We start from the raw sequence: 12,865 nt of genomic DNA, 5'->3' as shown, positions 1-12,865 counted from the left end.
GCCTGGCGACTAAACCGGCGGCAACTTCCAGTCGATCGGGGCGATTCCACGCTGCTCAAGGAATCCGTTGGTACGGCTGAAATGGCCGCAGCCGATGAAGCCGCGATAGGCCGACAGTGGCGAGGGATGCACCGACTTGAGCACCAGGTGCTTGGTGCCGTCGATCAGCTTCTGCTTGCTCTGGGCGTGCGCGCCCCACAGCAGGAACACCACGTGCTGACACTGCTCGCTGACCACCTGGATGATGCGGTCGGTGAAGTGCTCCCAGCCTTTCTTGGCATGCGAGGCGGCGTTGGCGCGCTCGACGGTCATGGTGGTGTTGAGCAGCAGCACGCCCTGCTCGGCCCAGCTTTGCAGGTAGCCGTGACTTGGGATCGGCAGGTTGAGGTCCCGTTGCAGTTCTTTATAGATGTTGACCAGCGACGGCGGTGCCGGCACGCCGGGCTGCACCGAGAAGCACAGGCCGTGGGCCTGGCCGGGGCCGTGGTACGGGTCCTGGCCGAGGATCACCACTTTCACCTCTGGCAACGGCGTGGAGTTCAGCGCATTGAAGATCAGCGGCCCTGGCGGGTAGATCTGCTTGCCGGCGGCGTATTCCTGGCGCAGAAACTCGCGCAGCTGGTGCATGTAGGGCTGGTCGAACTCCTCGCGCAGCGCGGCCTTCCAGCTGGGTTCGAGCTTGATGCGGTCGTCGTCGGTCATGGGGCAATCCAGAATCAGAGGGGCGCGACCCTAGGAAAGCGTGGCCGCAATGTCAATCCATCCGACCGACGCCGGGCAGGATCGGTTCTGCCAGCCATACTGGAGCGACGACCTGAGGAGGAAGTCCATGTCCGTTCTCTGCGAAGTCCTGACCGGCGCCGACGGTGCCGATATTGGCGTCGCCACCCTCGACGCCCCGAACACCCTCAACGCCCTTACCCTGGGCATGATCGAAACCCTTGACCAGCAATTGCGCGCTTGGGCCGATGACCCGAATGTGGTCTGCGTGCTGCTGCGCGGCAATGGCAGCAAGGCCTTCTGCGCCGGGGGCGATGTGCGCAGCCTGGCCACCGCCTGTCATCGCCAGCCGGGCTGCGTGCCAGCCGAGGCGGCGCGCTTCTTCGCCGCCGAGTACACCCTCGACTACCACCTGCACACCTACCGCAAACCCCTGCTGTGCTGGGCCCACGGCCATGTGCTGGGCGGTGGCATGGGCTTGCTGCAGGGCGCCGGCGTGCGCATCGTCACCCCAGGCAGTCGGCTGGCGATGCCGGAAATCAGCATCGGCCTGTACCCGGATGTCGGCGCCAGCCGCTTTCTCGGGCGACTGCCGGGCAAACTGGGTTTGTTCCTGGCGCTGACCGGCGCGCCGATCAATGCCCGCGACGCCCTCGATCTGGGCCTGGCGGATCGGGTCTGGGCGGATGACAAGCAGGCAGAACTGCTCGATGACTTGTTGCAAGTGAACTGGCAGGAGCAAACCGCGCTGCAGCTCAACAGCCTGCTGCGCACCGGGCATCGCTGCGCCAGCGCACAATTGCCGGTCGCGCAGTGGCTACCGCGGCGCGGACTGATCGATGAACTGCTGGATGTCAGCGATGCGCCCTCGGCGTGGCGCGCCCTGGCCGGTCTGCGCCATCACCCTGATCCGCTGCTGGCCGCCGCCGGCGAGCAGTTGCAGCGTGGCTGTCCGCTCACCGCACACCTGATCTGGGAACAGCTCCAGCGCGCGCGGCACCTGTCGCTGAGCCAGACCCTACAGATGGATTACGCCTTGAGCCTGAACTGCTGCCGCCATCCGGAGTTCGCCGAAGGCGTGCGCGCCCGACTGATCGACAAGGACCATGCGCCGCGCTGGCACTGGCCGGATGCCGCGCAGGTGCCCGCGGCGGTGGTCGAAGCGCACTTCAGCAAGGTTTGGGAAGGCCGCCACCCGCTGGCAGACCTCGCCCACTAACGCGGGCCGTGCCGCCCATGCTCACGCCCCGGCCAGCCGCCTGGGCCTGGCGGCCCTGGTGGGCGGCGATAGTCGTGGCGGTCGCGACCGTGCTCGTAGCGGTGACGATGGCGGTGATCGCCGCGCCCATCACCGCGCCAGGGCACCATCTGCGGCGGCGGATAGGGCCGGTAGTAGCGCGGCTCCGGCACCGCTCGGTAGTAACCCGGCGGCACCGGCTGATAGCGCGGCGCAGGCGAGTAGTAATAGCGCTGCTGCGGCACTACGTAGTAGCGATCGTTGCGGTAGTAGCCCGGATAGACATCCGGCTCCGATTGATAGACCTCGGTGCGGTAGTAACCGCCACCCGGGTACGGCGCGCAGCCGACACTCAGCAACGCCAGTAGTGCGCACAATAGAATTCTTGGGGGCATGGGCGGCCTCCTGGACCGCTGGGGGGAGCTCTGACCAGCGACCACACTCGTGGTCGCTGCGCAAAACAACAGGACGCTGATGTGACCGTAAAACCTGAATTCAGTGCCCTGACGGAAATATCTGGAAACATGCACACCTGACGGGCTATGCACCAAGACCAACCACTGCGTGAACCCACTGGCCCAAAGCCGGTCCATGGAACGGCTCGCCTCGCGGCAACCCGCAGTTTCGGTGCTGTGTTCGACACGCCGGATGCTGGCGCTTACCAGCGCTCATCCCATGGAAGATGCACGACTCTCTCAATAAGGACATTGCCTGCTCTATGACTCGACCGTTTGCACTTTCCGCGCTGCTCATCGCCCTCTGCGGCTGCCAGGCCCTGGAACGCGGCGCGCAAAACACCGTGGATTACGTCAAAGCCGCACGTGAGCGCCCCCTTACACCCATGGAAAGGCACGCGCGGCTATTGGCTTATAAACCGCTGGGCACGTTCGATACACACTTGGCAAGCGATCAGGATGTCAGCTGCCGCTCCGCGCTTTCTTACCCTGATGTCGATCCACAAGACGTGTGGAACGTGATCGCCGCCAGCGAACAAGGCAATGCGGTCTGCCAACACGTCCAGGGGATTCTTTACGAGACGGGTAGGGGCGTTACTCAGGATTTCAACCGGGCCAAGGCGTTGTACACAACCGCGACGAAAGGCGATCGGTCGGCCTATGTCGAGCTGGGTCGCATGTCCCGAGACGGCATCGCTCAACCCGTCGACTTCGTCAAAGCCCGCGAATACTACAAGCTGGCCGGTCGCACCGGTGTCGTGGGCCTGGGAGAGTTGATGGAACAGGGCAAGGGAGGGCCTGAAGACCGTGAAGGTGCATTGAACCTGTATATCGATGCCACCGCCCGCTACGCAGATCCGGCGTGGAAAGCCATCCGCCCGCTGGTAGCCGCTGGCCTGATGCCAGACGACGCGCGCAGGGAAAAATACAACCAAATGTGGACGGATGAGCTGCTCAGCACACTCAAACGCAGGATGTTAGGCGACCGTCGAGTGCGCGCAATCCTCGAGACCAAGCCCATCACCATCAGCGTGCAATATGCGTTCGCAAGAGGTGAGCATTACAGCCGAATCTATCTACACAAAAGCAGCGGCGATATCGAGGCAGACAAGGCCGTCATCAGGTCGCTGTATTCGGTCTCCATGAAGGATGCGTACCTCACGGATGACCCTTCGATCTCCTCGGTAGTTGCGCCGTTCGTGATAAGCCAGATGCCTGTAAGACCTGACGAGTGGTGACCAGCGCAAGCTGACTGCCCCTGCGATCGGAATCACTTTCTACCTGACGCCTGCCTTTGCATAAACAGGCTGGAACGACGCGCTTACCATTTGCGGTCCTTCTCTCTAGAATGCTGCCCTTGGCACACATCATGGGAAGATCATGCCGCCTCGTTCCGCCCTGTTCTCGCAGCGTACGTTGATCCTCACCCTGCTGATGCTGCTGAGCTGCGGTTTTTTCGCGACCTCGCTGCTGAGCTACCTCGCCTCACGCGGGGCGATCCGTGACGGCATCATCAACACCGAGCTGCCGCTGACCTCCGACACCGTCTATTCGGAAATCCAGAAAGACCTGCTGCGACCGGTGCAGATCTCGTCGATGATGGCCCAGGACACATTCCTGCGCGACTGGCTGCTGGCCGGCGAGCAGGATGCCGAGCGCATCACCCGTTATCTGGGCGAAGTCATGGCCGGGCAGAACACCTTCACCGCGTTTCTCGTTTCCGAAGCCAGCCGCACCTATTACCAGGCCAAGGGCGTGTTGAAGAAGGTCGATGCCCAGGCCTGGCGTGATGCCTGGTACTTCCGCCTGCGCGACAGCAGCGCGCCGTACGAAACCAATGTCGACCTGGACATGGCCAACCAGGACACCCTGACCGTGTTCATCAACTACCGCGTGCTCGACTACCAGCAACGCTTCATCGGCGCGGCCGGTGTTGGCCTGAGCGTGGATGCGGTGATCCGCCTGATCGACCAGTACCAGCGCCGCTATCAGCGCTCGGTGTTCTTCACCGACGCCGAGGGCAAGGTTCTGCTCACCGCCTCCGAAGGCGGGGCCCATGGGCTGCGGGTCGGTGACCTGATGAGCGCCAGCCCCGCCTTGCGCAATCTCACTGAGCGCATGCCGAGTCCGACTCCGGGCAGCCACAGTTATGAAGACGCCGAAGGCCATAGTCACTTCCTCAACGTGCGCCTGCTGCCTGAATTGAACTGGTACCTGATGGTCGACAAGCGCGAGACCGGCGCGCTGGACCGCATTCGCGAGTCGCTGTACATCAACCTGACCATCTGCGCGATGATCACCCTGGTGGTGCTGTCGCTGCTCAACGCCATGATCAAGCGCCATCAGCACAACACCGAAACGCTGGCGAGCCTCGACAGCCTCACCGGCCTGCCCAACCGGCGCAGCTTCGATCTGCTCGCCGAGCAGGCCTTGCAACAGGCCCAGCGCGAGCAGTCGACGCTGGTGGCGCTGTTGATCGACCTGGATCACTTCAAGGCCCTCAACGACACCCATGGGCACCTGGCCGGCGATGCCGTGCTGAGCCAGTTCGCCCTGGTTTTGCAGGGCAGCCTGCGCCAGTCCGATGTGCTGTGCCGCTGGGGCGGCGAGGAATTCATTGTGCTGCTGCGTGATGTCGACGAGGCCGGTGCCTTGCGCGTTGCGGAAAAAATCCGCCTGCGCACCGAGCAGGCGCGTTTTGCCTTCGAAGACCGCTCGCTGCAACTGACCACCAGCATCGGCCTGACCCGCCTGCAACCGGGCGATCAGCTGCAGAACCTGATCAGCCGCGCCGACCACGCGCTGTACCGGGCCAAGCAGGGCGGACGCAACCGGGTGTGCAGCGAACGTGCGAGCCGCGAACATGCCTGACGCCAGACACTGCCCGGCATGCGGCGCCCTCAATGACTGCGCCCTGGCCGACCCGCAACGGGCCACCCAGCCGTGCTGGTGCTATGCGGTGAGCATCGACCCGGCGGTACTCGAAGCGCTGCCTGCCGAACTGCGCAACAGCCAGTGCCTGTGCCCCGCGTGCGCCCAGGTCGAGGCGCAATTACAGGCAGCGCAGGCGGCAAAGCGCTAGACTGCGGCGCCCTCACCCCAGCCAGCCCGCCCCCGACCATGCGCCTCGACCGATTTCTCGCCAACCTGCCTTGCTACAACCGCCAGCAGGTGCGCCTGTTGCTGGCGCACAAACGTGTGCGTGTCGATGGCCAAGTGGCGGACGATCCGCGTACTGACGTGCGGGTGTTCAGCCAGGTCGAGGTCGACGGCCAGTTGCTGCAAAGCGGGCCGCCAGCACGTTACCTGATGCTGCACAAGCCCGCCGGCTGCGTCAGCGCCACCGTCGATGGCGAGCACCGCACCGTTATCGACCTGCTGCCCGAGCCGCTGCGCGAGGGCCTGCACATTGCCGGTCGGCTCGACTTCAACACCACAGGTTTGTTGCTGCTGACCAACGATGGCCAATGGTCACGACGCCTGACCCAGCCGCAGACCAAGCAACCCAAGACCTACTGGGTCGAGACAGAAAACGTCATCGAAGCGCACTACGTTGAACGCTTTCGCGAAGGCTTCTACTTCGCCTTCGAAGACCTCACCACCCTCCCCGCGCAGCTCGACATCCTCGCCCCGCGCCAGGCGCGCCTGACCTTGTTCGAAGGCCGCTACCACCAGGTAAAACGCATGTTCGGCCACTTCGACAACAAGGTCACTGCCCTGCACCGCGAGCGCATGGGCGCGATCGTGCTGGATGCCGAGCTTGCGCCGGGGCAGTGCCGCCCGCTGAGCGCCGAAGAAATCGCCTCGGTGTAGCTCGTCGGCGTTCTGGTCCACGCCCCTCTAGCTGTCACAAACCCCGCGCACCCTGCGTGTCGAGAACGCCCTTTTTGCGCCAGGAGTCAACGACATGCGGCCAGAAATCGCAGTGCTTGATATTCAAGGTCAGTACCGGGTCTACACCGAGTGCTATCGCGCCAAAGCGGCCGAGCACACCATCATTCTGGTCAACGGCTCGATGGCCACCACCGCCTCGTTCGCCCAGACCGTGCGCAACCTGCATCCGCGCTGCAACGTGGTGCTCTACGACCAGCCCTACGCCGGCAAGTCGCGGCCGCACAACCACCACGAGCGGCTGCTCAGCAAAGAGACCGAAGCGCACATTCTGCTGGAGCTGATCGAGCACTTCAGCGCCGACCAGTTGATGTCGTTCTCTTGGGGTGGCGCCTGCGCATTGCTGGCCCTGGCCCACCGCCCGCGCAGCATCAACAAAGCCATCGTCAGCTCGTTCTCACCGCTGATCAACGCGCCGATGCACGACTACCTGAGCCGCGGCAGCCAGTACCTGGCCCGTTGCGACCGGCCGCGCATCGGCCACCTGGTCAACGAAACCATCGGCAAGCACCTGCCGTCGCTGTTCAAGCGCTTCAACTATCGCCACGTCAGCAGCCTCGACAGCCACGAATACGCGCAGATGCACTTCCACATCAGCCAGGTGCTCGACCACGACCTCGACCGCGCCCTCAAGGGCGGCCGCAACATCGATATCCCGCTGCTGTTCATCAACGGCGAGCACGACGAATACACCACCGCCAGCGACGCCCGGCAGTTCGCCCGACACATCGCAAACTGCCAGTTCGCGATGATCGACGCCGCCGGGCACTTCCTGGAAATGGAACACAAGCCCGCTTGCGAGCAAACCGGCCAGGTCATGCTCGACTTCCTGCAACCCACCCCGCGAGCCTTTGCCAGCCACACCCGGCATACACCGCTCGGCCATACCCTGGCCCTGTGAGCCAGGCACACGAAAGCGGCACCCGGCAGGGGCGCGAAAAGGCGAGGTAGAGGGATTATTTCAGCGTGGCGCTTTCAATCGGCGGGGGCTTCTGGTAAAAAGTCGCACTGCGAAGCGGGTATAGTTTAGTGGCAAAACGAAAGCTTCCCAAGCTTTAGTTGAGGGTTCGATTCCCTCTACCCGCTCCAGCTTCTCCTCCAGAGCGCCTCAGCTCAAATCCCCTCCCGCTCTATCCGCAACACCCTACCCCCGCCCCGCCCGCAACACATCCGCCCACTTGCGCACCAGATAGTTATGCTCGTCCATCACCGCGTTCCACACGCTGATGCGGCTGACGCGCTGGCTGTAGGAGCCGCCTTCGCGGATCTGGCCGGGTTCGATGAGGGGTTGGCCGTCGCTGCCGGGCAGGTGTTCGGAGGCGGGTTTGCCTTCGTACCAGTAGTCCCATTCGGCGGCAGACAGGTGTTCGCGGGCGCGCGGCGGGTTAGAGATGTAGAAGCCCTGGCGAGCCATCATCGCGCCGGGCCAGCCGGACAGCCACCAGTTCAAGTAAGCATAGGCCGCCGCCTTGACCGGCCCGTGCACGGCGCGCGACAGCGACAGGCCGCCGAACCAGCCGCGGTAGCCTTCCTTGGGCACGGCCTGGCGGTACTGGATGCCTTCGCGGTGTAGTTGCATCAGCGCGGGCGACCAGACGCTTTCGATGTGCACCTTGGGCCCGAGCATGAGTTGGCCGGCGTCGCGGTCGTCGGACCAGAAGGCGGCGAAGTGGCCTTGGCGTTGCAGTTTGATCAGGGCGCTGGAGAGCTGGTCTATTTCATCCAGGCGCAGGTTGCCGATCACCTCGAAGTGCGCCAGGCCCTTGGCCTGTACCGCCAGCGCAGCGTCCAGCGCGCCGATCGCGGCATCGCTTTGCAGCGCGGCGTGACCGCACCAGGCCGGGTCTACCAGCCACGACCAGCTCTCTTCTTCGCAGGAAAATCCGGGCGGCAGCAGGTCGGGACGGTAGGCAAAGCTGTCGGCGTTGTGGGTCAGCGGCAGCATGCTGATGAAGTGGCTGGGGCGCTCGCCAAGGCTGCCATCGTGCTGCACGAACAGCCGGTCGCAGGGCAGGCTGCCACCGGCCAGCGGGTCGTCTGGGTGCAACCTGCCGTGCTTGGCCAGGCCGTTGATTTCGCCCCAGGCATCGATCTGGCGCACGTCGATGGGCTGGATCGCCCCCGCCGGCCAGACGAAGTCCATGCTGTGAAACCACTGGTCGTAGAGGTCGTAGCGTTCCGGGTGCATCAGGGCGATGCGCTGCACGGTCTGCACGTCGTGCACCTGGTAGTCGATGCGAATGCCCAGCTCCTGCTCGGCGCGCAGGCGAATCGATTCGAGCAGCGTCACTGAGGTGCCGAGCACGCGCAAGGTCAGCGGTTGGCTCATGCCGCCCGCCCCAGGCGTTGCAGGAAGGTGTCGAACGAGCGGCGCAGCAGCGTGGTGTCGAGGTCGCGGACGATGATCACCAGCCGCGAGCGGCGCTCGCCACCCGGCCAATGTTCGAGGTGCACCGGCGCATGCAGGCAGTGCTGGACACCGTGGATGACGATGGGGTGTTCGGCGTCGATCACGTTGAGAATTCCTTTGACCCGGAGGATGCGCTCGCCGTGGCATCTTAGCAGCATCGACAACCAAACCCCGAACGCCAGCCAGTCCAGCGGCTGGGCGTACTCCAGCGCGCAAACCTGCGCGGTGCCGTGGCGCGGCTGACGGGTCGGGGCGAACAGCTGCCATCTGGCCACCTCGGCATCCGGCAGGCGGCTGCTCAGGCCCTCGCCGAGCAGCTGTTGGTCACCCGCCACCACAGCGCTGGTCAGTGCCACGCTCGCAGCCGGGTTGAGGGTGTGCAGATGCTCGATCAGCTCGCTCAGCGCCTGCCCATCGACGCGGTCGGCCTTGCTCACCAGCAGGCGGTCGGCGGCCGTGACCTGCCCCAGCCATTCGGGGTGCAGCCGTTCTTGCAGCGCGGCATGCTCGGCATCGACCACGGTCACCAGCAGACCCAGGTGATAGCGCCCGCGCAGTTGCGGGTCGCGCTGCAAGGTGGCGAGGATCGGCGCCGGGTCAGCCAGGCCGGTGGTTTCCAGCAGCACTCGGCGAAACGCCGGAATGAGGCCGCGGCTGCGTTTGTCGTGCAGGTCGATCAGCGCCTGTTTCAAGTCGCCGCGCACTGAACAGCACACACAGCCGCTGGGCAGCAGCACGGTGTTGGGGGCGATCTCCTGCACCAGCAGGTGGTCGATGCCGACCTCGCCGAATTCGTTGATCAGCAGCGCTGTTTCGCCCATGTCTTCGTTGACCAGCACCCGTTGCAGCAAAGTGGTCTTGCCGCTGCCGAGAAAGCCGGTGAGCACGTTGATCTGCACGCTCATGCACGCGCCTCCAGATGCTCGAGGATGCGCGGGTCGAGGGGGTCGAGCGGGCGGCTGAGGATGTCCTCGGCCACCTGCCACAATTGCTCCAGGCCCGAGGCGATGCCCTGCTTGCCGGTCGCGCCTTGCAGCAGGTAGCTCGCCCCTTGCACGTCACTGACCTTGAGCCGAAAGGGCGTCAGCACCTGATTGATCGCGGCGATGCGGCGCAAGCGCTCGCGCCGCCCCGGCAGGCTGCTGTCGATGGGATCGCTCCAGTGCGCGTCTTCGCCGATCAGGCCGCACAGTCCACACATGGTTCACCTCAAGGCATGACGTCGCCGGAGTTGGGGTTCAGGGTCTGGCCGACGAACAGATTGCCGCCCGGCTCGGACGCCAGCAGCACCGCCACCGGCGCCACTTCCTCGGCCCTGCCGAAGCGACCCAGCGGCAGTTCCTTGGCCTTGGCGGCCTTCCAGGCCTGGCTGATGCCATCGACCAGCGGCGTTTCGATCGGCCCCGGGGCGATGCAGTTGACCAGCACGTTGTCTTTGCTCACTTCATGGGCCAGCGACTTGCTGAAGCCGATCACACCGGCCTTGGCTGCAGCGTAGTGGGTCAGTTGCGCGCCGCCCTTGATGCCCAGCTGCGAGGCGATGTTGATGATCCGCCCCCAGCGCTGCGCCAGCATGTGCGGCAAGGCGCGCTGGCTGGCGACGAAGACGCTGGTGAGGTCGACGCGCAGCATGTCGTCCCACATCTGTTGGGTCAGGTCGACGCAATCGGCCTGGGTCAGCATGCCAGCGTTGTTGACCAGAATGTCGATGCCGCCCAGCCCTTGTACGCAAGCATCCACGCCCGCCTGTGCGCCTTCGCGGCTGCCGACGTCGGCCACGCATTCCAGCACCTCGGCGCCCAGCGCTCGGCAGGCGGCGGCCACTGCGGCCAGGCGCTCGCCGTCGCGGTCACACAGCACCAGGCGTGCGCCGGCCTCGGCATAGGCATGGGCGATGGCCGCGCCGATGCCGCTGGCCGCCCCGGTGACCACGGCGCGGCGGTTGTTCAGTAGTTGCATGGTTCACTCCTGATGGCCGCACGCCAGGCGTGCGGCGAGGGGTTCATTCCGGCCAACGCACGGTCAGACCGCCGTCGATGGTGATGCTTTGCCCGGTGATGTAGCTCGCCTGTGGGCTGCTCAGGTAGCACACCAGGTCGGCCACTTCACTGGCGCGCCCGACCCGGCCGAGCGGGATGCTCTTGCCGGCCCTGGCCAGGCCTTCAGGGCCGAGCGAGTTTTTCCCATCGAGCGATTGCGGGGTTTCGATCAGGCCGGGAATCACCGCGTTGCAGCGGATGCCGCGCGGTGCCAGCTCCACCGCCAGCGAGCGGCACAGCCCCGGCACCCCGGCCTTGGCCGCGGCGTAGTGGCAATGCTCCTGCCAGCCGTAGACGCCGCCGGCAATCGATGAAATGGCCACCAGTGCACCGCCCTCGCCCAGGTAACGGCTGGCGCTGCGGAAGGTGCGCATGACGCCAGTGAGGTCGACGTCGAGCATCTCGTTCCACTGCGCGTCGGTCATCTCCAGCAGCGCAGCCTTGCGCAGCAGGCCGGCGTTGGCCACCGCGTAGTCGAGGCGGCCGAAGCGCTCTACCGCAGCCTTGGCGATGGCATCGAGCGAAGCGCTGTCGGTGACGTCCATCGGCAGCATCAGGCACTCGCCGCCGGCGGCTTGCACCAAGCGCTGCGTGTCGAGCGGGTCGTGGCCGGCGTCCGGCAGGTATCCGCCGACCACACGCACGCCCTCCCTGGCGTAGGCCACGGCAACGGCCTGGCCGATGCCGCTGGCGGCGCCGGTGATGAGAGCTACAGGTTGAGACATCGCGGGGACTCCTTATCGCTTGATCTGTTGAGTTACTTGACCGAATGCGGCTCGACATGGCGCGCGGCGAACATCACCACACCCGAGAGGAAGCACGGCAACGCGCCGAACCACAGCGCCGCGCTGTGCCACTGGCCGCCTGCGTTGAGCACACTGGTGATGCCCAGGCCGGCGACGATGGCGCCTATCGGGCCCATGGCGTGGACGATGGCGCCGCCGGTGGCACGGATGCTGGTGGGGAAGCTTTCGCCCATGAAGAACAACATCGCCGAGTACGGGCCGGTGAGGAAGAACAGGCCCAGGCTGTACAGCGCCACCACGGTAGTCAGTTGGCTCGGCGCCTGCAGCATGGCGAAGAACGCCACACCGCCACACATCCAGCCCAGCGCGACGGTGTTGCGCCGACCGAGGCGGTCGCCCAGCCAGCCGTGGAACAGGTAGCCGATGAAGCCGACCAGGTTCGACAGCACCAGAATCCACAGCGAATTCTGGAACGACAGCTGGTGAACGCTGACGATCACCGAGGTGCCGAGCACGCTGAACACCTGAATCGCCGACCAGTTGAGCAGAATCGCCAAGCTCAATACCACGGTCGGGCGCAGCGCGGCACCGCGGAAGGCCGCGGCAACGCCGGCCTTGGCGTGCTCGTCGTAATCGACCTGGTATTCGCTGGCCAGGCTGCGCGCAGCGGTTTCATCACCGGCCTTGCGCAGCTGGCGAATACGCTGGTGCACCTGGAACTGCGGGCTTTCCTTGAGCTTGCGGGCCAGAATCGCCACCACCAACGCCGGCACCGCCGCGAACACGAAGCAGCCCTGCCAGCCGATGTGCGGCAGCAACAAGGCGGTGAGCCCGGCGGCGATCAGCGCACCGACCGGCCAGCCGCTCTGCACCAGGCTGTAGACGAAGCCGCGGCGCTTGATCAGCTTGGGATCGGTCGAGGCCGCATAGACCTCGGTGAGGTAGGTGGCGTTGACCCCCTCCTCGGCATACCCCAGCCCTGCCACCGAGCGCACGGCAATCAACGGCCCCTTGCCCATGCCGGCGCACACCGCAGTGAGTGCCGAGCACAGCGCGGTGCCGCCGATGGTGAAGATGATCCCGCCACGGCGACCGATCTTGTCTACCAGCGGGCCGACGATGAAGGCCACCACCGCGCCGCCCACGGCGACCCAGGTGGCGATCTCGGCCTGCTCGGCCTCGCTCCAGGTGAAGTGCCCACCCATCACCGGCAACAAAGTGCCGAACAGGATGAAGTCATAGACAGCGAACACCCAGGCGAAGAAGGCGATCCAGGTGGCATAGCGAACATCCTTGGAATCGAGGTGTACCGGTTTCCATGTCCCGGGGGCGCCGACGGGCGTCGTGGTGGTGGCCTGCGTGGTCAT

14 protein-coding genes and 1 tRNA gene are annotated in these 12,865 nt (G+C 65.2%); 7 read left to right on the top strand and 8 right to left on the bottom strand.

Annotated features, from left to right (window positions below; all coding sequences use genetic code 11):
- Positions 1-9: 9 nt before the first annotated feature.
- On the bottom strand, positions 10-702 hold the full coding sequence (gene ung / locus H618_RS0119890; RefSeq protein WP_028696732.1) for a uracil-DNA glycosylase: 693 nt from the start codon (positions 700-702) through the stop codon (positions 10-12).
- 127 nt (positions 703-829) lie between these two features.
- Here ung and H618_RS0119885 point away from each other — a divergent pair, with 127 nt between their 5' ends.
- Positions 830-1,939, top strand: a complete 1,110-nt coding sequence (locus H618_RS0119885) for an enoyl-CoA hydratase/isomerase family protein (RefSeq protein WP_028696731.1) — start codon at positions 830-832, stop codon at positions 1,937-1,939.
- Here the strand turns inward: H618_RS0119885 and H618_RS21985 are convergent.
- On the bottom strand, positions 1,936-2,352 hold the full coding sequence (locus H618_RS21985; protein WP_081673826.1) for a hypothetical protein: 417 nt from the start codon (positions 2,350-2,352) through the stop codon (positions 1,936-1,938). The two genes, H618_RS0119885 and H618_RS21985, sit on opposite strands and share 4 nt — an antisense overlap.
- A gap of 323 nt (positions 2,353-2,675) precedes the next feature.
- On the opposite strand from H618_RS21985, the gene H618_RS22140 reads away from it, so the two are divergent.
- From H618_RS22140 to H618_RS0119850, 6 genes are all read left to right on the top strand, one after another.
- A complete protein-coding gene (locus tag H618_RS22140) occupies positions 2,676-3,650 on the top strand; it encodes a tetratricopeptide repeat protein (RefSeq protein ID WP_154660694.1) in 975 nt (324 codons plus the stop codon).
- A 142-nt stretch (positions 3,651-3,792) separates the two neighbouring features.
- Complete coding sequence (locus tag H618_RS0119870) at positions 3,793-5,283, top strand: sensor domain-containing diguanylate cyclase (RefSeq protein ID WP_028696730.1); 1,491 nt, start codon at positions 3,793-3,795, stop codon at positions 5,281-5,283.
- Positions 5,276-5,494 carry a cysteine-rich CWC family protein gene (locus H618_RS0119865; RefSeq protein WP_028696729.1) on the top strand — a complete coding sequence of 73 codons (219 nt, stop codon included), beginning with the start codon at positions 5,276-5,278 and terminating at the stop codon, positions 5,492-5,494. Before H618_RS0119870 ends, H618_RS0119865 begins: the two co-directional genes overlap by 8 nt.
- A gap of 38 nt (positions 5,495-5,532) precedes the next feature.
- A complete protein-coding gene (locus H618_RS0119860; RefSeq protein ID WP_028696728.1) occupies positions 5,533-6,225 on the top strand; it encodes a pseudouridine synthase in 693 nt (230 codons plus the stop codon).
- A 94-nt stretch (positions 6,226-6,319) separates the two neighbouring features.
- Complete coding sequence (locus H618_RS0119855; protein ID WP_028696727.1) at positions 6,320-7,204, top strand: alpha/beta fold hydrolase; 885 nt, start codon at positions 6,320-6,322, stop codon at positions 7,202-7,204.
- Between the two features lie 114 nt (positions 7,205-7,318).
- Positions 7,319-7,392, top strand: a tRNA-Gly gene (locus tag H618_RS0119850).
- 55 nt (positions 7,393-7,447) lie between these two features.
- Here the strand turns inward: H618_RS0119850 and H618_RS0119845 are convergent.
- Genes H618_RS0119845 through H618_RS0119820 form a run of 6 tightly spaced genes read right to left on the bottom strand, consistent with a single transcriptional unit; the run spans position 7,448 to position 12,865 of the window.
- Entirely contained in the window at positions 7,448-8,632 is a 1,185-nt protein-coding gene (locus H618_RS0119845) for an ABC transporter substrate-binding protein (protein WP_028696726.1), read from the bottom strand.
- The gene (locus tag H618_RS0119840) at positions 8,629-9,618 is read right to left on the bottom strand and encodes a CobW family GTP-binding protein (RefSeq protein ID WP_028696725.1); all 990 of its coding nucleotides are present in this window, start codon (positions 9,616-9,618) and stop codon (positions 8,629-8,631) included. Before H618_RS0119840 ends, H618_RS0119845 begins: the two co-directional genes overlap by 4 nt.
- Positions 9,615-9,914, bottom strand: a complete 300-nt coding sequence (locus H618_RS0119835) for a hypothetical protein (protein ID WP_028696724.1) — start codon at positions 9,912-9,914, stop codon at positions 9,615-9,617. Before H618_RS0119835 ends, H618_RS0119840 begins: the two co-directional genes overlap by 4 nt.
- An 8-nt stretch (positions 9,915-9,922) precedes the next feature.
- On the bottom strand, positions 9,923-10,672 hold the full coding sequence (locus H618_RS0119830; protein WP_028696723.1) for an SDR family NAD(P)-dependent oxidoreductase: 750 nt from the start codon (positions 10,670-10,672) through the stop codon (positions 9,923-9,925).
- A 43-nt stretch (positions 10,673-10,715) separates the two neighbouring features.
- Positions 10,716-11,477, bottom strand: coding sequence for an SDR family NAD(P)-dependent oxidoreductase (locus H618_RS0119825; protein ID WP_028696722.1), 762 nt, complete (start codon positions 11,475-11,477; stop codon positions 10,716-10,718).
- Positions 11,478-11,509: 32 nt separating this feature from the next.
- On the bottom strand, positions 11,510-12,865 hold the full coding sequence (locus H618_RS0119820) for an MFS transporter (protein WP_028696721.1): 1,356 nt from the start codon (positions 12,863-12,865) through the stop codon (positions 11,510-11,512).

Origin of the sequence: Pseudomonas cremoricolorata DSM 17059 = NBRC 16634 (assembly GCF_000425745.1) — a bacterium.
GTDB classification, from domain to species: domain Bacteria; phylum Pseudomonadota; class Gammaproteobacteria; order Pseudomonadales; family Pseudomonadaceae; genus Aquipseudomonas; species Aquipseudomonas cremoricolorata.
Note: the sequence above shows the minus strand (reverse complement) of the source record. Positions and strands in the feature narration are given on the sequence as shown.